The sequence below is a fragment of the Salmonella sp. SJTUF15581 genome (assembly GCF_043356775.1).
Taxonomy (GTDB): Bacteria; Pseudomonadota; Gammaproteobacteria; order Enterobacterales; family Enterobacteriaceae; genus Salmonella; species Salmonella enterica.
The window spans coordinates 28374-51321 of the sequence record NZ_JBEUJY010000020.1 but is presented as its reverse complement, the minus strand read 5'-3'; the positions used below and the strand labels follow the sequence as shown (position 1 = coordinate 51321).

The following is a 22948-nucleotide window of genomic DNA, read 5'->3' as shown; positions in this document are numbered from 1 at the left end:
GTTGGCGGCAAGTTACTCGGCCCATCCCTGGGCCTCGCCCCGTCGGGGTTAGCGCAAGCGCTGTTCAAGACGGTTAACCATTTTATCCTGCAACTCGAATTATTTAGGGGATATGCCGGAAGGCATAAACCATAATCAGTATCACCAGATGCTATTTAATCACATAGGCCAGGTATTCTTTCACTACCTCATCGTTTAATTCCTGACCCAATCCGGGCTGTTCCGGCGCGACATAATAGCCATTTTCCGGCTGATAATCGTGGGTACAAAGTTCCCGAATAGATGCTTTCATCGCATTGGTATGATGCTCATGAATAATAAAGTTGGGAATTGCTGTTTCCATATGCAGCGCGGCTACTGTGGAAACAGGACCGCCGCAAACATGCACCTGTACAGTGGTGTCATAAATATTAGCATAGTCACAGATTTTCTTTCCTTCGGTAATTCCGCCGCAGAGACACAAATCAGGTTGCGCTACGGCAATAGACTGCTTCTCCAGTAATTCCCTGTATCCCCATCTTGTGTAGGAACGCTCGCCAGTGGCGATTGGAATCGTTGTTGAACGGGAAACTTTCTGCATATTATCAGAATTTAATGGATGAATCGGTTCTTCATAAAGAAAGATACGATACTTTTCTATCGCCTTCGCAAATTGAATAGCTGAGTTTGTACCGAGAAGAGAATGGATTTCCACGATAATATCAGCATCATCCCCCATTGCTTCACGCATAGCGGCAATTCGCGCTTCCCCCATTTTTAATTGATCGGCCAGTAACAATCCTGAATAGTTACGATTTTTATTCTGAAAAACACAGTCATCACCATTACGATCGATTTCGAGTGGATCCACTTTAATCGCATCATATCCATCGTCAAGAGCCGCACGCGCCGCCTCAGCATATTCATCAGGTGTCACTAATATCTGGCGTTTATCCCCCCAACCAAATTGTAACTGACTAGCATAGGCTCTTAATTTTTCATTAGTTTTCCCGCCAAGGAGCTGATAAACAGGTACACCTAAATATTTACCTTTGATATCCCAAAGAGCAATATCAATAGCGCTCATTCCGGCATAAAAAACGTTCCCGCCCCCCATCCCCCAAAAAGTCTTTCTGAAAAAGAACTCCCAAATTTTTTCGATATTTAGTGGATCTTCACCCACAATCAATGGCGCCAGATCTCTGATGATCCCTACGCCAGCTTTAGCGCCTGCGCCATAGGCCAGTCCTACTTCGCCAATACCACTTAATCCTGAGTCGGTATTCACCCGGATAAGTACTGGATTATAGGAGGACATCGTTTGATCTCTTTTTTTTAATTCACAGTCAAAAACTTCAATAGACGTAATTTTCATAATTTCTCCATTTATCAGGTTCGTGATACAACATTTGTTTGTTGGCTTTTTTCTTTTTTCACATCAATTTTCATTAACGCCAGAACGGCTACCGCAGCGAAGCAAAGTATTGCCTCTACAATAAATATTCCTGTCGCACCATAATGAGTAGAAACGAATCCCAGTGATTTATTAATCAGGAATCCACCAAGACTTGAACATGAGTTAATAAACGCAATGCTGATAGCCAACCCTGACGGCGACAATAATGCAGAAGGCAGCGCCCAGTAAGGTCCGTAATAGCTGAGGATCCCAACACCATAGAACGTTAGCCCCAGCATTCTCAACGACATTGAGGGGACAAGAGCAATCATCAGAAAACCACAGCCTGCCAGAAACATGGGTAATGCAGCATGCCATTTTCGTTCATTCTTTTTATCGGAATGCCAGCCCCACCAGGGCATGCTGAACATAGCGAAAATAAACGGAATACTCATGATTAAACCAACGTCAGTATCCGTAAAATCAGCTGAAAATCCCTTCACCAACCCCGGCAACCAGTAGTTTGCCGCCAGAGCAGCCGCCTGAATCAACATGTAGGCGAAAGAAAGCTGAAGCAAAACTGGATTTTTGATTACGGAAAGAAAGGATGAGTTGGTATTTTTATTTAATGCAGCTGCGGTTTCATTGTCAGTGCGTAATTTATTAACTAAGGCCGATATCTGCTGTGGCGTAAGCCATTTAGCCTTTTCTGGACTGTCAGGCAGTAAATAAAATGTCAGGATGCCAAGGAATACGGTAGGGATACCTTCAATAGCAAAAAGCCAGCGCCAGCCTTCATAATCCGGGGTATTCAAATGCTCGATGATCCAACCAGACATCGGCGCAGCCAATACCGATGCAACAGCAATAGATAACATGAAGAAACTATTGACTTTTCCGCGTTCACGAGCCGGGAACCAGCATGCAAGATAATAAACCATGCCCGGGAAAAAGCCAGCTTCAAATACCCCCAAAAAAATGCGAGCCAGCAAAATATGTTGAGTATCTTTAGCAAAAAAAATCAGCCCTGTTACCGCTCCCCAGCCGATAATAATGGAACTAATCCATTTTCTTGCACCAAGCTTTTGCAAGCCAATGCTACTCGGAATTTGAAAGATTAAATATGATATGAAGAATATAGAAGAAATATTAGCGAAATCCTCAGGCGTAATACCGAGAGATTCATTCATGCGTAATGCAGCAAACCCAATATTGACACGATCCATATAGTTAAAAAAGTAAAGAATAAAAGCCAAAGGAATGATTTTCCTTTTTACAATACGAATTGCATCGTATAAATTTTCTTGTGGACTACTCATTTTGCATCACCTTTTATGATTCAATGAATAAGGGTATTGACCGGAATCGATGTTACGTAAAAAACAATACAATTCAAAAGCTAATGTGTCATATCTGATATATCAGCAAGCAAACTTAATGAAATATACAATAACAACAATAAAGTATGTAAATTTTCTTATATCTGATATATTAGATCCGTTAATTTTGAATAAATTAATTACAATGGAGCCGGGTTTAACCATGGAGGAGAAGAAAATGAAAAATAGATTAAAGTGTGATTTTAGTCACATATCAATTGAAATACCCAAATCTATCACCCAGGTGATTAAAGAGAAAATAAGGGAGATGATTATCCATGGCGATTTCGATCTTGGGCAAGCGATCAGTGAAAATGAACTATCAAATATTCTGATGGTAAGTAAAACACCAATTCGTGAAGCTTTTATTTGGCTGAGCTATAATGAAAACTTAGTCAACATCATTCCCCGCAGTGGGACATTTGTTTTTTCTGTCACCGACGAGGATATCAATGATCTCATCAAAATGAGGGTTATCCTTGAACAGGGTGCAATTCGTGAAGCGATGGAGAAAAATGCTAACAATGTCATAGTCGAATTAAGCAATATTTTATCGAAGTCAGCAAAAATTAATGCAGAGCGAGATACGCAAGCTTACCTCAAACTGGATCATGATTTTCATTATGTTTTTGTGAAATATGCCGATAATAAATACATTTCACAAGCACACCTGTTGATCTCAGCACGTTTATTGGCAATTCGCTACAGACTGGATTTTACCGCTGAATATATCACCAGCTCTAACCGTGGACATGCCACTATTTTGGATATGTTAAAAAACAACAACGTCGAGGGCGTCTGTAATTTTATCACGCACCACATCGGTAGCGGTTTTACAGAACGCGCAAGAAAACTTCTTGCGCTGAAAGCGTAATAAAGACGGCAGTAGATATAACGCAGCGACTTTGCACCTGCTATACTGCCCCGATAGATCAATAGCGGAATCTCATGTACTCATGAACACTGAAAAACCGTCGGTAGCTCACAACGTTGACCATAATGAAATCGCCAAATTCGAAGCCGTCGCGTCGCGCTGGTGGGATCTGGAGGGCGAATTCAAGCCATTGCATCGCATCAACCCTCTACGCCTTGGCTACATTACTGAGCGCTCAGGCGGCCTGTTTGGTAAAAAGGTACTCGACGTCGGCTGCGGCGGAGGCATTCTGGCGGAAAGTATGGCACGCGAAGGCGCTACCGTTACCGGGCTGGATATGGGCTTTGAGCCTTTGCAGGTAGCCAAACTGCATGCGCTGGAAAGCGGCATTGAGGTAGAGTACGTGCAGGAGACGGTTGAGGAACATGCGGCAAAACACGCCCAGCAATACGACGTCGTCACCTGTATGGAAATGCTGGAGCACGTTCCCGATCCGCAATCGGTCGTCCACGCCTGCGCCCAACTGGTTAAACCCGGCGGCGAGGTGTTCTTCTCAACGTTGAACCGCAATGGGAAATCCTGGCTGATGGCGGTCGTCGGCGCTGAGTATATTCTGCGCATGGTGCCAAAAGGCACGCACGACGTGAAGAAATTCATTAAGCCTGCTGAACTGTTAAGCTGGGTAGATGAAACCGTCCTGAAAGAGCAACATATCACCGGGCTGCACTACAACCCGATAACCAATACTTTCAAACTCGGTCCCGGAGTAGACGTTAACTACATGTTGCATACCCGCGCTAAAAAAGCCTGACATCAAAGAATTTTCCTATAAGGGTTGCGTTAGATCATCGGGCGCAACCTTTCTCTTCGATGAAGAAATCAGCATTCGATCAAATTTTGATTTTTTTTTATGAATTGTTGACATCCTCTCCAGGCCTTATCAGACGCGCATTTAGCGATTCTTACGCTTTTGCAACCGCAATTTAACGCCAAAATCAACTCTTGTACTCAAAAGAATCCCTACTAGAATACTCACCATATAGCGTTTCACTTATCGATTACCCCCTATATATAGTATTTATCCACAGAGTTAGTCACAACGTGGCGTTGTGGATAAGCGGGGGGATATTTTTCTTTCACGGACAGGTAAACAGGTAGAAAACCACATGAATCAGAGTCTGCTGGTGACAAAGCGTGACGGCCGTACTGAGCGCATCAATCTCGACAAAATTCATCGCGTGCTTGATTGGGCGGCAGAAGGACTGAATAACGTATCGGTTTCTCAGGTCGAGCTACGCTCGCATATTCAGTTTTATGATGGGATTAAGACCTCCGATATCCATGAAACTATCATTAAGGCCGCCGCAGACCTGATCTCTCGCGATGCGCCGGATTATCAATACCTGGCTGCGCGTCTGGCGATTTTCCACCTGCGTAAGAAAGCCTTCGGCCAGTTTGAGCCGCCCGCACTTTACCACCATGTGGTAAAAATGGTTGAGCTTGGCAAATACGACAATCATCTGCTGGAAGACTACACGGAAGAAGAGTTCAAGCAGATGGATTCGTTTATCGTTCACGATCGCGATATGACCTTCTCCTACGCTGCCGTTAAGCAGCTGGAAGGGAAATATCTGGTGCAAAACCGCGTGACCGGCGAAATCTATGAAAGCGCGCAGTTCCTCTACATTCTGGTAGCGGCCTGCCTGTTCTCGAACTATCCGCGTGAAACGCGTCTTGACTATGTAAAACGTTTTTACGATGCGGTCTCTACGTTCAAAATCTCGCTGCCGACGCCCATCATGTCCGGTGTGCGTACCCCAACCCGTCAGTTCAGCTCCTGCGTACTGATCGAGTGTGGCGACAGTCTGGATTCCATCAACGCCACCTCCAGCGCGATTGTGAAATACGTTTCTCAGCGCGCCGGTATCGGCATCAACGCTGGCCGCATTCGTGCGCTGGGCAGCCCGATTCGTGGCGGCGAAGCCTTCCACACCGGCTGTATTCCGTTCTACAAGCACTTCCAGACGGCGGTGAAATCCTGCTCGCAGGGCGGCGTGCGCGGCGGCGCGGCGACACTGTTCTATCCGATGTGGCACCTGGAAGTGGAAAGCCTGCTGGTGCTGAAAAACAACCGCGGCGTGGAAGGCAACCGCGTACGTCACATGGATTACGGCGTACAGATCAACAAACTGATGTATACCCGCCTGCTGAAGGGCGGCGACATTACGCTGTTCAGTCCGTCCGATGTACCCGGGCTATACGATGCGTTCTTCGCCGACCAGGACGAATTCGAACGCCTGTACGTGAAATATGAAAACGACGACAGCATCCGCAAACAGCGTGTGAAAGCGGTCGAACTGTTCTCGCTGATGATGCAGGAACGCGCCTCTACCGGTCGTATCTATATCCAGAACGTTGACCACTGCAATACTCACAGTCCGTTCGATCCGGTTGTCGCCCCGGTACGCCAGTCTAACCTGTGTCTGGAGATTGCCCTGCCAACCAAACCGCTGAACGATGTCAACGATGAAAACGGCGAAATTGCGTTGTGTACGCTGTCTGCATTCAACCTGGGCGCCATTAAAACTCTGGACGAGCTGGAAGAACTGGCTATTCTGGCAGTACGCGCTTTGGATGCTCTGCTCGATTATCAGGATTACCCGATTCCGGCTGCCAAACGCGGCGCAATGGGTCGTCGTACGCTGGGCATTGGCGTGATTAACTTCGCCTACTGGCTGGCGAAAAACGGTAAACGTTATTCCGACGGCAGCGCCAATAATCTGACGCATAAAACCTTCGAAGCCATTCAGTACTATCTGCTTAAAGCGTCCAACGAACTGGCGAAAGAGCAAGGCGCCTGCCCATGGTTCAACGAAACCACCTATGCAAAAGGCATTTTGCCGATCGACACCTACAAAAAAGATCTGGATGCGATCGTCAACGAACCGCTGCACTACGACTGGCAACAGCTGCGTGAGTCGATCAAAACCCACGGTCTGCGTAACTCCACGCTATCGGCGCTAATGCCGTCGGAAACGTCGTCCCAGATCTCCAACGCCACCAACGGCATTGAGCCGCCGCGCGGCTACGTCAGCATCAAGGCCTCGAAAGACGGTATTTTGCGTCAGGTCGTGCCGGATTATGAGCATCTGAAAGACGCTTACGAACTGTTGTGGGAGATGCCGAACAACGACGGTTATCTGCAACTGGTGGGTATCATGCAGAAGTTTATCGATCAGTCGATTTCCGCCAATACCAACTACGATCCGTCACGTTTCCCGTCAGGAAAAGTGCCGATGCAGCAACTGCTGAAAGATTTGCTCACCGCGTATAAGTTTGGCGTGAAAACTCTGTACTATCAAAATACCCGCGACGGCGCGGAAGATGCGCAGGACGATTTGGCGCCTTCTATTCAGGACGATGGCTGCGAAAGCGGCGCTTGTAAGATCTGATGAATAGTGCCGGGTAGCGCTATGCTTACCCGGCCTACGATTGTACGGTTTGTAGGCCGGATAAGGCGCTTGCGCCGCCATCCGGCGCTCATCCCATAAAGGATTCACTTCAATGGCATACACCACTTTTTCACAGACGAAAAACGATCAGCTCAAGGAACCCATGTTCTTTGGCCAGCCGGTCAACGTTGCACGCTATGACCAGCAGAAATATGACATCTTCGAAAAACTGATCGAAAAACAGCTCTCTTTCTTCTGGCGTCCGGAAGAGGTCGACGTCTCCCGCGATCGTATCGATTATCAGGCGTTGCCGGAGCACGAAAAACATATCTTCATCAGCAACCTCAAATACCAGACGCTGCTGGATTCCATTCAGGGACGTAGCCCGAACGTCGCCCTGCTGCCGCTCATTTCCATCCCGGAGCTGGAGACGTGGGTAGAGACCTGGGCGTTTTCTGAGACGATTCACTCACGATCCTACACCCACATTATTCGTAACATCGTCAACGATCCGGCGGTCGTGTTTGACGATATCGTGACCAATGAGCAAATTCAGAAGCGCGCCGAAGGGATCTCCGCCTACTACGACGAACTTATTGAGATGACCAGCTACTGGCATCTGCTCGGTGAAGGCACCCATACCGTTAATGGCAAAACGGTTGTCGTGAATCTGCGTGAGCTGAAGAAAAAACTGTATCTGTGCCTGATGAGCGTGAACGCGCTGGAAGCCATCCGCTTCTACGTCAGCTTCGCCTGCTCTTTCGCATTTGCCGAGCGTGAACTGATGGAAGGCAACGCCAAAATTATCCGTCTGATCGCCCGTGACGAAGCTCTGCATCTGACCGGCACGCAACATATGCTGAACCTGTTGCGTAGCGGCGTGGACGACCCGGAGATGGCGGAAATCGCCGAAGAGTGTAAACAGGAATGTTATGACCTGTTCGTGCAGGCGGCGCAGCAGGAAAAAGAGTGGGCGGACTATCTGTTCCGCGACGGTTCGATGATCGGCCTGAATAAAGATATCCTGTGTCAATATGTTGAATATATTACGAATATTCGTATGCAGGCGGTAGGGCTGGATCTGCCGTTCCAGACCCGCTCCAACCCAATCCCGTGGATCAATACCTGGCTGGTGTCCGATAACGTTCAGGTCGCGCCACAGGAAGTGGAAGTTAGCTCTTATCTGGTCGGACAAATCGATTCGGAAGTCGATACCGACGATCTGAGTAATTTCCAGCTCTGATGGGACGCGTCACGCTGCGTATCACTGGCACACAGCTGCTGTGCCAGGATGAACACCCTTCTCTGCTGGCCGCGCTGGAATCGCATAACGTTGAGGTGGAGTATCAGTGCCGCGAAGGTTATTGCGGCTCCTGTCGTACCCGGCTGGTTGCCGGTCAGGTTGACTGGATTACGGAACCTTTAGCGTTTATCCAGCCGGGAGAGATTTTGCCCTGCTGCTGCAGGGCAAAAGGCGATATCGAAATCGAGATGTAACTCAGTGCAACTCGCTGGTGGAAACCAAAGGCATCACGCCACGTTTTTTCATCTGCACGGCATACAGTGCGCCAGCGAGTACCACCAGCACCGCGCCAGCGACATAAATCATACGATAGCCAACCGACTCAACCATCATTCCCATGATAAAGGCGCCAATCGCCATTCCGGCGTCCATCGCGTTAAAGAACAGTGAATTCGCCACGCCGATTTTATGCGGTTCAACCGAGCTGATAATTTGCGTCTGGAAAACCGGCGTGACCGAACCGTAGCCGATACCGATGAGACCACCGGAAATAATCATCATGATGCTGCCATTGGTGTAGCCCAACGCCACCAGACCGATGGTAAAAGCCAACAGGCATGGGAAAACAACGTATTTCGGCCCTTTTTTATCACAAATATTCCCGGTGAAAGTACGGCATATCATCAGGAAAATCGCGTAGCACAGCAGGAAATTACTGGCCGCCGCCATTAAATCCAGCTCACGCGCATACAGCGCCAGGAAAGCCGACACGCCGGCATAGGAGAAAGTCATAAAAAAGGTGACCAGCGCAAAAGGCAAGGCGGCGCGGTCAAACATCGCGGCAAAACCCAGATTCGGTTTCGAACCATCGGCATGACGAATTACCGGAGGGACCGTCACAATCAGGGAAAGCACAATCCCTAACGCCGCTACAGCGGAACAAAGCCAGAATGCGGCAGTGAACGCGTTCCAGCGGGCCATATTCAAACCGATCCACGGTCCTACGACCATCGCCAGGCCCATCGCTAAAGAGAAAAAGCTGATGCCCTCTCCACGTCGGGAGGCCGGAATTAACCGCGCTGAAATAGTTCCTTTTACCGTGGTAATAACACCAAACGTAATCCCATGAAGTACGCGGATAAAGAGCAGCGACTCGATAGAATGGCAAACCGGATACAGCGCGGTAATCACCAAAAAAGCCAGAGAAGAGAGCACCAGAATCTTTTTATTCGAATATTTTCCCACCCATTGTCCGGCAAATGGCCGAATAACAATTGCCGCGGCCAGGAAACATGTCACTAACAGCCCGGCCTTATCTGCAGAAGCATGCAGGCGGTCAGCGATATAAATGGGTAATAAAGTTAGCAGTACATAAAAAACAAAAAAGATAATAAAACTGACTATGGTGATTGCCCAAAAATCCTTCGTCCATAATTTTTCTTTCATTCTTAACGACCCGTTCAGATGGCGCACGCAGGCAACGCTCAGCTCAACTGAACACCTATCAGGTGCGTCAAAATGTGATGTATTCGATAGAATCGCAGTATAAACAAGTGCACTCTATTAGAAAAATTAATCGTTTTAATTATATTGATTAGGTTTTACTAATGACGCTAACCCAAATCCATGCCCTGCTTGCCGTACTGGAGTACGGCGGATTTACCGAAGCCAGCAAACGGCTATACATGACGCAATCCGCCGTCAGCCAGGCCATCTCCGCGCTTGAGGAGGAGCTCGGCGTTGATATATTAATTCGTGAGCGTCGTAAAGAGATTGAGCTTACCGCCGCCGGTAGCCGCATCGTCAGGCACTTACGCGCGATCCAGCGCGACGTCAACGCGGTAAAAGAGATTGCCGAACAAGAAAAAAAGAACCCGGCCCGTACGCTACGGATTGGCTGTTTTCCCAGCGCCTGCGCCTGCATTTTACCCGGCGTCATTCGTTATTTTGAAAGCCATCATCCAAATGTAAAAATTATCCCCTATGAAGAGAACAGTACGGCTATTATTGATTCGCTGCAGGACGGAAGTATTGATGCCGGTTTCGTTCCTTTTCCGGTCAACGGTATGTATTGCGTCCCCATTTACCGGGATAAATTCACCGTAGTGGTGCCTGAAAATCATCCCCTGGCGGCCAATAGTACAGTAACGGTCGAAGAACTGATGGACGAACCACTTATTGTCAGTAAAGGTCGTTATGAATTAAGCATTATGGCGTTGTTTAAAGAAAAGGGTATTGAGCCGATATTTAAATATGAATTTAACCATCCCGATACTGCGCTGAATTTTATTCGCCAGGGATTAGGTATCGCCTTATTGCCAGAATTAACCTTAAAAGCCACGACAGGAAAATTATGCTCCGTGGCGCTGGAACCCACCTTTTATCGACAAATTTCCCTGTTAGCAAAAGAACCGCCGGTAGAAGGAAGTCCGCTATTTTTATTACAAAAATGTATGGAAACACTGACCGATGAGGGGTTGCTATAAAACAACCCCGCCTGATGGCATTGCGTTTACCAGACTTACGCTGGCAAACGTTGCGCCAGGCCGGATGAGGCGTTTATGCCCTCATCCGGCGCGTCACTTCGACTATGGCAAACCTTTAGTCATTTTTTTGCAGGAACATGACCGCCTTATCCGGGAAGTCAGTGAACAGCCCGTCGACGCCCGCCTTGTTATACAGGATGTCGTACAACTGATTGACGTCTGTGGCATAGTCCGGCAATTGATCGGCACGCACAGTGTAAGGATGCACTACCATCTTATTCTGATGCGCGTCTTGCACCATTCCAGTCAGCTTGATATTCCCTTTCGTTGAGCCTTCCGCGACCAGCATATGGTAATCCGGACCAATACCGTCCGCATATTCCGCCACCTGCTTCATAGCGCCCGGCTTAAACATCCAGTCGTAGTTGTAATTTACCCAACGACCGTCCGGCTGTTTCTGCTGTGTTTCATTCCAGTCGGTATACGCAATAAGTTGAACCAGATTGAGATCCATCCCCATTTTGGGTTCCAGTTCGTTCTTAATACGTTTCAGCTCAACGACATCAAAACACTGCAAATAGACATTGTCCTGCTTGCCGGTGTAACCATACTTCTTCAGCACTTCCAGCGTTTTCGCGGCAATATCTTTCCCTTCCTGATGATGGAACCACGGCGCTTTAATTTCCGGATAAATACCGATATTTTTACCGGTAGAGTGATTTAATCCCTGAACGAATTCAATTTCCTCTTCAAAGGTATGAATGCGGAAATCAGATTTTCCCATCGGGAAACGGCCCGGATAAGTTTGTACTTTTTTGCCGTTTTCAATATCAAACCCTTCGGTAAACTTCAGGGATTTAATTTCATCCAGCGTAAAATCGATAGCGTAATAGCGCCCATCTTTACGCGCCCGGTCCGGAAAACGATCAGCGACGTCAGTCACCCGGTCAAGGTAGTGGTCATGGAGGACGACCAGATGGTCGTCCTTTGTCATCACTAAATCCTGTTCCAGATAATCTGCCCCTTGCGCATACGCCATCGCTTTCGCTGGTAGCGTATGCTCCGGCAGATAACCGCTGGCGCCACGGTGGGCGATAACGACTTTTTCAGCCGCCACGGCGCCGCTTCCGATGGTCATTCCTGCCAACATTAACGCCACGCTAAGGTTTTTCAGTGTGGTTTTCATGTTATTAGCCTCCGTTGCGTTTTAACTGCAGCTCATCATGATGGCGTTTTTCGCCAATCATCACGACCACCAGCAGGATTACCGCCAGAATGCTGCCGCCAATCATCACCATAAAGCCGCCATCCCAACCGAAGAAGTCAACGGTATAACCCACAATGGCGCTTGCAGCGACAGAACCGCCCAGGTAACCAAACAGACCGGTAAAGCCCGCCGCCGTACCCGCCGCTTTTTTCGGCGCCAGTTCCAGCGCGTGCAGACCGATCAACATTACCGGGCCGTAGATCAGGAAGCCGATGATAATCATACAAGCCATATCAACGTTCGGGTTGCCTGCCGGGTTCATCCAGTAAACGATGGTCGCGATAGTCACCAGGGTCATAAAGAACACGCCGGTCGCGCCACGGTTGCCGCGGAAGACTTTATCCGACATCCAGCCACACAGCAGCGTGCCCGGAATACCCGCGTATTCATACAGGAAGTAGGCCCAGGAGGATTTATCCAGTGCGAAATGCTTCACTTCTTTCAGGTAGGTCGGCGACCAGTCGAGGATGCCGTAGCGCAGCAGATAAACAAACACGTTGGCGATAGCGATGTACCACAACAGTTTGTTTGGCAGTACGTACTGCATGAAGATCTGCTTCGCAGTCAGCTCTTCTTCCGCTTTTTCGTTGTAGTCGTCCGGATAGTCGTTTTTATACTCTTCGATAGGCGGCAGACCGCAGGATTGCGGCGTATCGCGCATCATTGCGAAAGCGAACAGCGCCACCACAATCGCGCCAAAGGCTGGCATATAGAGCGCCGCTTTCCAGTCGTTAAACCACGCCATCCCCAGCAGGAACAGCAGTGGCGGGATCCCGCCGCCGACGTTATGCGCACAGTTCCAGACCGACACAATGCCGCCGCGTTCTTTCTGCGACCACCAGTGAACCATCGTACGTCCGCACGGCGGCCACCCCATCCCCTGGAACCAGCCGCAAAGGAACAACAGTACAAACATCACGGCGATGCTGGATGTCGCCCACGGCACAAAGCCCATAAACAACATGACTGCTGCGGCCAGAATCAACCCTGCCGGCAGAAAAACGCGCGGATTCGAGCGATCGGACACCGAACCCATTATAAATTTCGAAAAACCATAAGCGATGGAAATCCCGGACAGCGCAAAGCCCAGATCGCCGCGTGAAAAACCCTGTTCTACCAGGTAGGGCATCGCGAGGGCAAAGTTCTTGCGCACCAGATAATACGCGGCATAGCCAAAGAATATCCCCAGGAAAATCTGCCAGCGTAATCGGCGATAGGTCGGATCAATCTCCGCCGCAGGCAAGCGCGCTTTATGCGGCGCTGGTTTAAAAATACTCAACATATTGTAGCCTCCGTGGCCCGTATTTTATTTAGAGGTAAACACCGCAGTTTGTTCAAACAACCCCGCTGCTCCCAGTGTGGCCGCGATGTTAAGTAAAGATACGTCACGTTAATGTGAATTACAGCACATATTGTTACAGATTTATGACTAATGTTCAGAAAGGCGCACGAAATCACGTTTCATTTTCGAATACTGAGCGATTATGCGCGAAATCAAACATTCCATATGATTTGTATGGCTAAATGATAAAAAACGAACTGTGAGGAAAAACAATGAAAACTCGCGACTCGCAAGCAAGTGACGTGATTATCATTGGCGGTGGAGCAACAGGCGCAGGGATCGCCCGCGACTGCGCGCTGCGCGGTTTACGTGTCATTCTGGTGGAGCGGCATGATATAGCGACCGGCGCGACCGGGCGTAACCACGGGCTGCTGCACAGCGGCGCTCGTTATGCGGTTACCGACGCGGAATCCGCGCGCGAGTGCATTAGTGAAAACCAGATTTTAAAACGGATCGCCCGCCATTGCGTCGAACCGACGGATGGTCTGTTTATTACGTTGCCGGAAGATGATCTTGCGTTTCAGGCCACCTTTATTCGCGCCTGTGAAGCGGCAGGCATTCGCGCTGAAGCCATCGATCCGCAGCAGGCTCGCATCATCGAACCTTCCGTTAACCCTGCGCTCATCGGTGCGGTAAAAGTGCCGGATGGCACCGTGGACCCTTTCCGCCTTACCGCCGCCAATATGCTGGATGCCAGAGAACATGGCGCAATCGTGTTAACGGCGCATGAAGTGACCGGGCTCATTCGTGAAGGCGCAACGGTCTGCGGCGTCCATGTGCGCAACCATCTCACTGGCGAAACCCAGACGCTTCACGCGCCGGTGGTGGTCAATGCGGCAGGTATCTGGGGGCAACGGATCGCCGAATACGCCGACCTGAGTATTCGCATGTTCCCGGCGAAAGGCTCGCTGTTGATCATGGACCATCGGATCAACCAGCATGTCATTAACCGCTGTCGGAAACCATCGGATGCCGACATTCTGGTACCTGGCGATACGATTTCACTGATCGGCACCACCTCTACCCACATTGATTACAATGAGATAGACAGCAACCGCGTCACCGCAGATGAAGTCGATATCCTGCTGCGTGAAGGGGAAAAACTGGCCCCTGTCATGGCGAAGACGCGTATTCTGCGCGCGTATTCCGGCGTCCGCCCGCTGGTGGCCAGCGATGACGATCCCAGCGGTCGTAACGTCAGCCGCGGTATTGTGTTGTTCGACCACGCCGAACGCGACGGGCTTGATGGCTTCATTACCATTACCGGCGGGAAGCTAATGACTTACCGCCTGATGGCGGAATGGGCAACCGACGCCGTGTGCCGCAAGTTGGGTAATACTCGCCCCTGCATCACGGCGGATACGCCGTTGCCTGGCTCAAAAGAGTCTACGGAACATACGCTGAAACGCATTATCTCGCTTCCCGCGCCGCTACGCGGATCGGCGGTTTATCGGCATGGCGATCGCACGCCGGGGTGGCTGAGCGAAGGCCGCCAACACCGTAGCCTGGTCTGTGAATGCGAGGCCGTCACGGCGGGGGAAGTGCAGTATGCCGTCGAAAACTTAACCGTGAATAGCCTGCTGGATCTGCGCCGTCGCACCCGCGTAGGGATGGGCACTTGCCAGGGCGAACTGTGCGCCTGCCGCGCGGCCGGGCTATTGCAGCGTTTTAATGTGACGACCGCGGCGCAATCTATTACGCAACTCTCTGAATTTCTGAATGAGCGCTGGAAAGGCGTACAACCTGTCGCCTGGGGAGACGCGCTGCGCGAAAGCGAATTCACGCGCTGGGTTTATCAGGGATTATGCGGTCTGGAGAAGGAGCACCAGGATGAAATTTGATACGGTTATTATGGGCGGCGGTCTCGCCGGTTTGCTATGCGGACTGCAACTCCAGCAGCATGGATTACGCTGCGCCATCGTCACCCGCGGACAAAGCGCGCTGCATTTTTCTTCCGGCTCGCTGGATCTGCTCAGCACCCTGCCCGACGGCCAACCGGTAACCGACATTACCGCCGGGCTTGATGCGCTGTGCCGCCAGGCGCCTGAACATCCTTATTCGCGTTTAGGCGCGCAAAAAGTCCTTACGCTGGCGCAACAGGCGCAAACGCTACTTAACGCCAGCGGCGCGCAGTTATACGGCGACGTACAGCAGGCGCACCAGCGTGTCACGCCGCTTGGCACATTGCGTTCAACCTGGCTTAGCTCGCCGGAAGTACCGGTCTGGCCGTTATCCGCACAGCGAATTTGCGTCGTCGGCGTTAGCGGATTACTGGATTTCCAGGCGCACCTTGCGGCAGCGTCGCTGCGCCAACGCGACCTCAACGTGGAAACCGCAGAAATCGACCTTCCGGAACTGGACGTACTGCGTGATAACCCGACGGAATTTCGCGCGGTCAATATTGCGCGTCTGCTTGATAACGAAGAAAAATGGCCACTGTTGTACGACGCGCTGTCGCCAATAGCGACAAACTGCGACATGATCATCATGCCCGCCTGTTTCGGGCTGGCGAACGATACGCTGTGGCGCTGGCTTAACGAACGTCTGCCCTGCGCGCTCACGCTGCTGCCGACGCTGCCGCCATCGGTGCTCGGTATTCGTCTGCACAATCAGCTCCAGCGCCAGTTTGTCCGTCAGGGCGGCATCTGGATGCCGGGCGATGAAGTGAAGAAAGTCACCTGCCGTCGCGGTACCGTGAGCGAAATATGGACCCGCAACCATGCCGATATCCCACTGCGCCCGCGTTTTGCCGTACTTGCCAGCGGTAGCTTCTTTAGTAGCGGTCTGGTTGCCGAGCGCGAAGGGATCCGCGAACCTATTTTAGGGCTCGACGTACAGCAAACGGCCACCCGCGCCGAATGGTATCAACAACATTTCTTCGACCCACAGCCCTGGCAGCAGTTTGGCGTCGTGACGGATGACGCCTTCCGCCCCTCCCTTGCGGGCAACACGGTAGAAAATCTGTATGCAATAGGTTCTGTGCTGGCGGGATTCGATCCTATAGCTGAGGGATGCGGCGGCGGCGTCTGCGCAGTCAGCGCCCTCCAGGCCGCGCACCATATCGCTGAGCGTGCAGGAGAACAGCAATGAGCGACACACGTTTTGAAAGTTGTATTAAATGTACGGTGTGCACCACCGCGTGCCCGGTCAGCCGCGTTAATCCTGGCTACCCTGGCCCTAAACAGGCCGGACCGGATGGCGAACGCCTGCGTCTGAAAGACGGCGCACTGTATGATGAGGCGCTGAAATATTGCATTAACTGCAAACGGTGTGAGGTCGCCTGTCCGTCGGACGTGAAGATTGGCGATATCATCCAGCGCGCCCGCGCGAAATACGATACGACGCGCCCGTCATTGCGTAACTTTATTCTCAGCCATACCGATCTGATGGGCAGCGTTTCAACGCCGTTCGCGCCGGTGGTCAATACCGCCACCGCATTAAAGCCAGTGCGCCAGTTGCTTGATTACGCGCTCAAAATCGATCATCGCCGCACCTTACCAAAATACTCTTTCGGCACCTTCCGCCGCTGGTATCGTAGCGTGGCGGCGCAGCAGGCTAAATACAAAGATCAGGTCGCCTTTTTCCATGGCTGTTTTGTGAATTACAACCATCCGCAGCTCGGAAAAGATCTGATTAAGGTGCTGAACGCAATGGGTACCGGCGTACAGCTACTGAGTAAAGAGAAGTGTTGCGGCGTACCGCTGATCGCTAACGGTTTTACGGATAAAGCTCGCAAGCAGGCTATCAGCAATGTGGAGTCGCTACGCGAGGCGATTGCCGTCAAAGGTATTCCGGTCATCGCCACGTCATCCACCTGTACGTTTGCGTTGCGCGATGAATATCCTGAAGTGCTGGACGTGGACAACGCCGGGCTGCGCGAACATATCGAGCTGGCCACCCGCTGGCTATGGCGCAAACTGGATGCCGGGAAAACGCTGCCGCTTAATCCTTTGCCGCTGAAAGTGGTCTACCATACGCCGTGTCATATGGAAAAAATGGGCTGGACGCTTTACACGCTTGAACTATTGCGGCAAATTCCGGGGCTTGAATTGACGGTACTTGATTCACAGTGCTGCGGCATTGCCGGTACGTATGGATTTAAAAAGGAAAACTATCCGACATCACAGTCCATCGGCGCGCCGCTGTTCCGCCAGATTGAAGAGAGCGGCGCCGACATTGTCGTCACCGATTGTGAAACCTGTAAGTGGCAAATTGAGATGTCTACAAGCAAACGCTGCGAACACCCCATTACGCTACTGGCCCAGGCGCTCGGCTAAGTAAAAAGCGCCGGAGTCCCTCCGGCGCTATTACCCTACTCACCAGGGCCGATTTTCCATCAGACATATACCCTTCATACTTCAAGTTGCTTATGTGTTGGCTACGGATTATTTTGGGTATAAACACGGATGTCTCTTTGCAATAACCTGCCCTATTTGGTTAACCATGACCGCTAACCCATGGTGGCATGACAGATAACGACGTTACTGTGTATAGAGCAATATCTCTTGTATCGACGCGTTACCAGCCCCCTTTAAAGAGGGGGATAACTGAATATCCCCAATAATAATTGAGTGTTATGTGAATAATAAGAAAATCAGGTCTATGCCTGATTTAATATATCCCCACTAATAATAATATTTTTACAAATAATTATACATGACATCATATTCGCTACTTTCACCTATCAGGAAACAGAGCAAAATGAATATATGTGTAAATTCACTTTACCGATTGAGCATATCGCAATTTCACAGCCTATATGCAGGAGAGGTGAGCGATGAGACGCTTGCGTTGTTGCTTAGCTCAGTAGAGAACGGTGATCAGAATTGTATTGATCTGTTATGCAATCTTGCGTTACGCAACGATGACCTGGGACATAGAGTTGAGAAATTTCTTTTTGAACTCTTTAGCGGAAAAAGATCGGGCTCACCAGATATAGATAAAAAAATCAATCAGGCTTGCCTTGTATTACATCAAATTGCCAATAACGATATAACAAAAAATAATACTGAGTGGAAAAAGCTACATGCCCCTTCCAGATTACTTTATATGGCCGGTTCCGCGACAACCGACCTTTCTAAAAAAATAGAAATAGCACATAAAATTATGGGCAACCAGTTCGCTCAGACAGATAAAGAACAGGTTGGAGTTGAAAATCTTTGGTGTGGTGTGCGAATGATGTCTTCAGATGAGTTGGCAGCTGCAACGCAAGGTCTGGTTCAAGAATCACCTTTTCTCTCGGTAAACTATCCCATTGGGCTTATTCATCCTACCACCAAAGAAAATATATTAAGCACTCAGCTACTTGAAAAGATTGCTCAATCAGGATTATGTGAAAATGAAATCTTTCTGATAAATACAGGAGATCACTGGCTTCTCTGTTTATTTTATAAACTTGCAGAAAAAATAAAATGTCTCATATTTAACAGTTATCATGATTTAAATGAAAATACTAAGCAAGAGATTATAGAAGCAGCAAAGATTGCAGGTATATCAGAAAGCGATGAGGTTAATTTTATCGAAATTAATTTACAGAATAATGTACCCAACGGCTGTGGTCTATTTTGTTACCATACAATTCAACTCTTATTGAATGCCGGGCAAAACGATCCTGCTACCACACTACGAGAATTTGCGGAAAATTTCTTAACGCTTTCAGTAGAGGAACAAACACTATTTAACACCCAAACCCGGCGACAAATATATGAATACAGTCTCCAGTAATGGTGAGTACTTAGAGCCTATCCCATTAGGCTATTTTATTCGCCATTTTGGGACCGGGCAGTGCTCAAAATCCTCACGTACTACGTGTACGCTCCGGTTTCTGCACGCTGGCCAACCCCAAACTGGCTTCAACAATTACGCCTGGTGGGATAGGCTCTTATCCTGAAATGATGCTCTGCGAAGAATTTATAAGTATATAAGGATGGGAAGGCCAGGCCTTCCCACTAAAAGTTCTATGCCGTCAATGATTCAACCACGTCTATCCAGCCATGCTCGCTGGTAATGTCCTCGCCATTAAGCCAGCGGCGCAGCATATTTAGCGCCATCATCGCGCAGACCTCCTGAAGTATTGCCAGACTATACCGATTGGCGCTAAAACGCACGCGTAAGGCATACGTGCCATCCGGCATTTTTCTCAATAACTACGTTTTGCCGTGCTTACTGACTGAACAGATTTAAACATCGCCAACCTGCTATCCAGCGCCTCGGTGTAGAGCATCGTATCTACCCCGACCGCGACAAAATTCGCGCCCCACGCCAGACATTTCTGCGCCATTGCCGGATCGACCGCCAAAAAACCCGCCGCTTTTCCGGCGGCGCGAATACGATAAATACACGCTTCAATGATCCGCTGCACTTCCGGGTGTCCGGCATTATCGGGGTAACCCAATGAAGCAGAGAGATCTGCCGGACCGATAAAGACGCCATCAATGCCTTCAACCTCCAGAATCGCGTCAAGGTTTTCCAGCGCCACTTTGCTTTCAACCTGCACCAACAGGCAGAGCGACTCATTGGCCTGTGCCATATAGTTGTCGATTCTTCCCCAGCGCGCCGCACGCGCCACGCTCGCGCCAACGCCTCGTTGCCCCAACGGCGGGTATCGGGTAGCGGAAACGACCTGGCGCGCCTGTTCTGCGGTGTCAACCATCGGGATCAGTAGCGTTTGCGCCCCGATGTCCAGTACCTGTTTAATGAGCGCTTTACTTCCCTCGATCGGGCGAATCACCGGCTGGCTGGCATATGGGGCGATGGCCTGTAACTGATGATACAAGTCCTGCACCGTATTAGGCGCGTGCTCGCCATCTATTAACAACCAGTCATAACCCGACGTCGCCGCAATCTCCGCCATATAAGAGGTGGTTGAACTGAGCCACAAACCAATTTGCGTATCCCCTTTACGTAATCCTTCTTTAAAAGGATTTGATAACAATGCGTTCATAGCGATCCTTACAACGTAGATAAGATTAATGATGCGCAGCGCCGGATTGCGCCACCGGACGATTAACGCTCAGCGTGAAGATAATTAATGAGCCAATGATGGCGACTCCGGCCAGCGTCAGCAGACCCGCCGCATCGCTGGCAAACAACGTTTCCGCTTTTACGCGCAGAATTGGGGCAATAAAACCGCCCACAGCGCCAAACAGATTAACGAAACCAATTCCTGCCGCCAGAGCCGTACCGGAAAGTAGCTGCGTCGGCATGGTCCAGAATACGGGCTGAACGGCAATAAATCCTACTGCTGCAACACAGAGCGCCAGAATAGCGAGCACCGGAGAAACCAGACCTGACAGGCCAATGCCAATACCCGCAGCCAGTAACGTCACTGCCGCAACGTTACGGCGATCGCCGGTACGGTCGGAGTAGCGAGGAATAAGCCATGTGCCAAGCAAAGCCGCCACCCAGGGAACCGCTGTTACCACCGAAGCGGTAAAGCCCACTTTAGTGCCCAATAGCGCGGCAACCTGGGTCGGCAGGAAAAAGATGAGTCCGTATACCGCCACCTGAATCGTCAGATAAATAATAGCCAGTTGCCAGACGCGTCCATTACGCAGCGCATCCGCAAGCCTTGACGTGACCTTTTTCTCTTCTTCGCTCGCCAGTTGCCTGATAAGCGCGTTCTTTTCTTCCAGGCTAAGAAAACGCGCCTGCTGCGGAGTGTCATCAAGCCAGAAAAAGGTGAATATCCCTGCGCCAATCGCCAGTAGGCCTTCGATAACGAACATCCAGAACCATCCCGGGTGCCCCATAAAACCATGCATCTCCAGCAGAGCGCCGGAGAGCGGCGAACCCAACGTTAACGCCAGCGGCGCGCCCATATAAAATAGCCCCATAATGCTGGCACGGTTACGCTGCGGGAACCATTGTGAAGTTAGATAGATCATGCCGGGGAAAAATCCAGCCTCCGCCGCGCCCAATAGCGTGCGGATTATCAGGAATTTTGCTTCACTATCCGCCCAAGCCATCGCAGCAGAGAGAAAGCCCCACAGCAGGGTAGTCGTGCCGATCCAGGTTCTTGCGCCAAATTTGCGCATCAGCAGGTTAGCCGGTACGCCAAGGAAAGCGTAAACCACAAAGAAAATACCGGCCCCTAGCGCGTAGGCTTCATTACTTAGCCCGGTATCTATCTGATAGGTCTCTTTGGCAAAACCAATATTTGAACGATCCAGAAACGCCAGTACATACAGCGCCAACATAAAAGGAATTAAACGTGCGCGGTTTTTCTTCACTACGCCGTCAAGTAAAGTGATGCTCATAGCAATATCCTCAACAGGATGAGGGCGTTGCCGTACAAAGGCAACGCACGAGTTATTAGTGGCTATAAGGGCGTTTCAAGTGACAGTCACGGTTAAGCTCGACGCCGAAGCCCGGCTTATCCAGCACTGATTTATGGATGCGTCCATTCACCGGCACCGGCTCATCCAGGAGAATCGGGTCAAATTGCGGACGCAGGGTGGAGCAGTCCGGGCTGGTCATCAGGAACTCGCTGAAAGGGGTATTAGTGAAAGTAATAACTGCATGGTGCGAATAGACAGACGAACCGTGCGGCACCACCAGTTGCCCGCGCGATTTGGCAAGCGCGGCGATCTCAACCAGCGTGGTTAATCCGCCGCACCAGCCAACATCCGGCTGCATAATATCAATGCCGGTTTCTGCCAGAGTGCGGAAGGATTGCAGCGTACCATGGTGTTCGCCGCTGGTAACCATCATCCCTGCAGGCGCGTTGCGTTTTAATTCGCGATAGCCTTCATACTGCTGCGGCGGCAGACACTCTTCAATCCATTTGAGATTAAATGGCGCACAGGCGTGAGCCAGTTTAGTCGCATAGTTCACATCCTGACTCATCCAGCAGTCGAGCATCAGCCAGAAATCCGGCCCGCACTTTTCACGCATATCCGCCACCATCGCGGCATCTTTACGGATCCCCGCATCACCATCGTGCGGTCCCCAGTGAGTCGGCATTTTACCGCCGATAAAGCCCATTTCTTTAGCCAGATCCGGGCGTGCGCCGGTGGCGTAAAACTGAATTTCATCGCGTACCGCTCCGCCCAGCAATTTATAAACCGGCAGCCCAACCACCTTGCCAAACAGATCCCACAGCGCCAGATCCACACAGGAAATCGTGTTCATCACCAGACCGCCGGAACCGGAGTAGTACATGGTCGCGCCGAGCATCTGATCGTGAATAAGTTTGATATCGCTTACGCATTTGCCTTCAATAAACCGGTTAAGATGTTTTTCTACGATAAAACAGCCCATCTCCCCTGCTGTCGAAACGGCGAACCCCGTCTGCCCATTTTCCGCCTCTACTTCGACAATCAGCGTCCCTAACACGTTGATCCCAAAAGACTGACGAGACTGCTCATAGTCGCGATATTTGCTCATGGGAGTGGCGATATGGTCATCAATCCAGTGATTTCCTCCCTGGTCGTGATAATCCCCGCCGCCAGCCCCTTTCTCTGCGGTAGCGCCCCCAATAAACCAGGCTCGAACGTGTTTAATTTTAGGAAGAGTCATAATATTCTCCA

At 50.2% G+C, this 22948-nt stretch carries 19 protein-coding genes; 10 read left to right on the top strand and 9 right to left on the bottom strand.

Annotated features, from left to right (window positions below):
- Positions 1-151 precede the first annotated feature (151 nt).
- Entirely contained in the window at positions 152-1354 is a 1203-nt protein-coding gene (locus ABVN36_RS22630) for a mandelate racemase/muconate lactonizing enzyme family protein (protein ID WP_023138039.1), read from the bottom strand.
- 14 nt (positions 1355-1368) lie between these two features.
- Positions 1369-2694 carry an MFS transporter gene (locus tag ABVN36_RS22625; RefSeq protein WP_000098078.1) on the bottom strand — a complete coding sequence of 442 codons (1326 nt, stop codon included), beginning with the start codon at positions 2692-2694 and terminating at the stop codon, positions 1369-1371.
- 49 nt (positions 2695-2743) lie between these two features.
- Here ABVN36_RS22625 and ABVN36_RS22620 point away from each other — a divergent pair, with 49 nt between their 5' ends.
- The 5 genes from ABVN36_RS22620 (at position 2744) to yfaE (ending at position 8577) form a co-directional block, all read left to right on the top strand.
- Positions 2744-3628 (top strand): GntR family transcriptional regulator, encoded by an 885-nt coding sequence (locus tag ABVN36_RS22620; RefSeq protein WP_077908598.1) that lies wholly within the window; start codon positions 2744-2746, stop codon positions 3626-3628.
- A gap of 82 nt (positions 3629-3710) precedes the next feature.
- Positions 3711-4439 (top strand): bifunctional 2-polyprenyl-6-hydroxyphenol methylase/3-demethylubiquinol 3-O-methyltransferase UbiG, encoded by a 729-nt coding sequence (gene ubiG / locus ABVN36_RS22615; RefSeq protein WP_001091009.1) that lies wholly within the window; start codon positions 3711-3713, stop codon positions 4437-4439.
- Between the two features lie 355 nt (positions 4440-4794).
- A complete protein-coding gene (gene nrdA, locus ABVN36_RS22610; RefSeq protein ID WP_001076495.1) occupies positions 4795-7080 on the top strand; it encodes a class 1a ribonucleoside-diphosphate reductase subunit alpha in 2286 nt (761 codons plus the stop codon).
- 112 nt (positions 7081-7192) lie between these two features.
- Positions 7193-8323, top strand: a complete 1131-nt coding sequence (gene nrdB / locus ABVN36_RS22605) for a class Ia ribonucleoside-diphosphate reductase subunit beta (protein WP_000332026.1) — start codon at positions 7193-7195, stop codon at positions 8321-8323.
- Entirely contained in the window at positions 8323-8577 is a 255-nt protein-coding gene (gene yfaE / locus ABVN36_RS22600) for a ferredoxin-like diferric-tyrosyl radical cofactor maintenance protein YfaE (RefSeq protein WP_000533921.1), read from the top strand. The genes nrdB and yfaE overlap by 1 nt, the downstream gene beginning before the upstream one ends.
- 1 nt (position 8578) lies before the next feature.
- On the opposite strand, the gene ABVN36_RS22595 is transcribed toward yfaE, so the two are convergent.
- On the bottom strand, positions 8579-9769 hold the full coding sequence (locus ABVN36_RS22595; RefSeq protein ID WP_000660247.1) for an MFS transporter: 1191 nt from the start codon (positions 9767-9769) through the stop codon (positions 8579-8581).
- A gap of 161 nt (positions 9770-9930) precedes the next feature.
- On the opposite strand from ABVN36_RS22595, the gene ABVN36_RS22590 reads away from it, so the two are divergent.
- The gene (locus ABVN36_RS22590) at positions 9931-10809 is read left to right on the top strand and encodes a LysR family transcriptional regulator (protein WP_000176719.1); all 879 of its coding nucleotides are present in this window, start codon (positions 9931-9933) and stop codon (positions 10807-10809) included.
- 115 nt (positions 10810-10924) lie between these two features.
- Here ABVN36_RS22590 and glpQ read toward each other — a convergent pair whose 3' ends face one another.
- Together glpQ and glpT are read right to left on the bottom strand one after the other, a co-directional pair.
- Positions 10925-11995, bottom strand: a complete 1071-nt coding sequence (glpQ, locus tag ABVN36_RS22585; RefSeq protein WP_023138037.1) for a glycerophosphodiester phosphodiesterase — start codon at positions 11993-11995, stop codon at positions 10925-10927.
- Between the two features lie 4 nt (positions 11996-11999).
- On the bottom strand, positions 12000-13358 hold the full coding sequence (glpT, locus tag ABVN36_RS22580) for a glycerol-3-phosphate transporter (RefSeq protein WP_000948739.1): 1359 nt from the start codon (positions 13356-13358) through the stop codon (positions 12000-12002).
- A 272-nt stretch (positions 13359-13630) separates the two neighbouring features.
- On the opposite strand from glpT, the gene glpA reads away from it, so the two are divergent.
- The 4 genes from glpA to sseL all read left to right on the top strand — a co-directional run bounded on the left by glpA (position 13631) and on the right by sseL (position 19142).
- Positions 13631-15259, top strand: a complete 1629-nt coding sequence (gene glpA, locus ABVN36_RS22575; protein ID WP_000857205.1) for an anaerobic glycerol-3-phosphate dehydrogenase subunit A — start codon at positions 13631-13633, stop codon at positions 15257-15259.
- Complete coding sequence (gene glpB, locus ABVN36_RS22570) at positions 15249-16508, top strand: glycerol-3-phosphate dehydrogenase subunit GlpB (RefSeq protein ID WP_000667161.1); 1260 nt, start codon at positions 15249-15251, stop codon at positions 16506-16508. Before glpA ends, glpB begins: the two co-directional genes overlap by 11 nt.
- Positions 16505-17695 carry an anaerobic glycerol-3-phosphate dehydrogenase subunit GlpC gene (glpC, locus tag ABVN36_RS22565; protein WP_001285726.1) on the top strand — a complete coding sequence of 397 codons (1191 nt, stop codon included), beginning with the start codon at positions 16505-16507 and terminating at the stop codon, positions 17693-17695. The genes glpB and glpC overlap by 4 nt, the downstream gene beginning before the upstream one ends.
- A gap of 424 nt (positions 17696-18119) precedes the next feature.
- A complete protein-coding gene (gene sseL, locus ABVN36_RS22560) occupies positions 18120-19142 on the top strand; it encodes an SPI-2 type III secretion system effector deubiquitinase SseL (protein ID WP_023138036.1) in 1023 nt (340 codons plus the stop codon).
- A 233-nt stretch (positions 19143-19375) separates the two neighbouring features.
- Here sseL and ABVN36_RS22555 read toward each other — a convergent pair whose 3' ends face one another.
- Genes ABVN36_RS22555 through rhmD form a run of 4 tightly spaced genes read right to left on the bottom strand, consistent with a single transcriptional unit; the run spans position 19376 to position 22937 of the window.
- Positions 19376-19552 (bottom strand): hypothetical protein, encoded by a 177-nt coding sequence (locus ABVN36_RS22555; RefSeq protein ID WP_001728027.1) that lies wholly within the window; start codon positions 19550-19552, stop codon positions 19376-19378.
- A gap of 5 nt (positions 19553-19557) precedes the next feature.
- Entirely contained in the window at positions 19558-20361 is an 804-nt protein-coding gene (gene yfaU, locus ABVN36_RS22550; RefSeq protein ID WP_000992941.1) for a 2-keto-3-deoxy-L-rhamnonate aldolase, read from the bottom strand.
- Positions 20362-20386: 25 nt separating this feature from the next.
- Positions 20387-21676: an MFS transporter gene (locus ABVN36_RS22545; RefSeq protein WP_000028931.1), complete on the bottom strand. Its 1290-nt coding sequence runs from the start codon at positions 21674-21676 to the stop codon at positions 20387-20389.
- 55 nt (positions 21677-21731) lie between these two features.
- Positions 21732-22937 (bottom strand): L-rhamnonate dehydratase, encoded by a 1206-nt coding sequence (rhmD, locus tag ABVN36_RS22540; RefSeq protein ID WP_001530644.1) that lies wholly within the window; start codon positions 22935-22937, stop codon positions 21732-21734.
- Between the last annotated feature and the right edge of the window lie 11 nt (positions 22938-22948).

Excerpts from the sequence above, each read along its gene's own strand:
- nrdB (WP_000332026.1), top strand. The coding sequence starts at position 7,193 with ATGGCATACACCACTTTTTCACAGACGAAAAACGATCAGCTCAAGGAA.
- sseL (WP_023138036.1), top strand. The coding sequence starts at position 18,120 with ATGAATATATGTGTAAATTCACTTTACCGATTGAGCATATCGCAATTT.
- ABVN36_RS22620 (WP_077908598.1), top strand. The coding sequence starts at position 2,744 with ATGTTACGTAAAAAACAATACAATTCAAAAGCTAATGTGTCATATCTG.
- glpB (WP_000667161.1), top strand. The coding sequence starts at position 15,249 with ATGAAATTTGATACGGTTATTATGGGCGGCGGTCTCGCCGGTTTGCTA.
- glpA (WP_000857205.1), top strand. The coding sequence starts at position 13,631 with ATGAAAACTCGCGACTCGCAAGCAAGTGACGTGATTATCATTGGCGGT.
- nrdA (WP_001076495.1), top strand. The coding sequence starts at position 4,795 with ATGAATCAGAGTCTGCTGGTGACAAAGCGTGACGGCCGTACTGAGCGC.
- ABVN36_RS22595 (WP_000660247.1), bottom strand. The coding sequence starts at position 9,769 with ATGAAAGAAAAATTATGGACGAAGGATTTTTGGGCAATCACCATAGTC.
- ABVN36_RS22555 (WP_001728027.1), bottom strand. The coding sequence starts at position 19,552 with ATGCCGGATGGCACGTATGCCTTACGCGTGCGTTTTAGCGCCAATCGG.
- yfaE (WP_000533921.1), top strand. The coding sequence starts at position 8,323 with ATGGGACGCGTCACGCTGCGTATCACTGGCACACAGCTGCTGTGCCAG.
- ABVN36_RS22630 (WP_023138039.1), bottom strand. The coding sequence starts at position 1,354 with ATGAAAATTACGTCTATTGAAGTTTTTGACTGTGAATTAAAAAAAAGA.
- glpQ (WP_023138037.1), bottom strand. The coding sequence starts at position 11,995 with ATGAAAACCACACTGAAAAACCTTAGCGTGGCGTTAATGTTGGCAGGA.
- rhmD (WP_001530644.1), bottom strand. The coding sequence starts at position 22,937 with ATGACTCTTCCTAAAATTAAACACGTTCGAGCCTGGTTTATTGGGGGC.
- glpC (WP_001285726.1), top strand. The coding sequence starts at position 16,505 with ATGAGCGACACACGTTTTGAAAGTTGTATTAAATGTACGGTGTGCACC.
- glpT (WP_000948739.1), bottom strand. The coding sequence starts at position 13,358 with ATGTTGAGTATTTTTAAACCAGCGCCGCATAAAGCGCGCTTGCCTGCG.
- yfaU (WP_000992941.1), bottom strand. The coding sequence starts at position 20,361 with ATGAACGCATTGTTATCAAATCCTTTTAAAGAAGGATTACGTAAAGGG.
- ABVN36_RS22590 (WP_000176719.1), top strand. The coding sequence starts at position 9,931 with ATGACGCTAACCCAAATCCATGCCCTGCTTGCCGTACTGGAGTACGGC.
- ABVN36_RS22545 (WP_000028931.1), bottom strand. The coding sequence starts at position 21,676 with ATGAGCATCACTTTACTTGACGGCGTAGTGAAGAAAAACCGCGCACGT.
- ABVN36_RS22625 (WP_000098078.1), bottom strand. The coding sequence starts at position 2,694 with ATGAGTAGTCCACAAGAAAATTTATACGATGCAATTCGTATTGTAAAA.
- ubiG (WP_001091009.1), top strand. The coding sequence starts at position 3,711 with ATGAACACTGAAAAACCGTCGGTAGCTCACAACGTTGACCATAATGAA.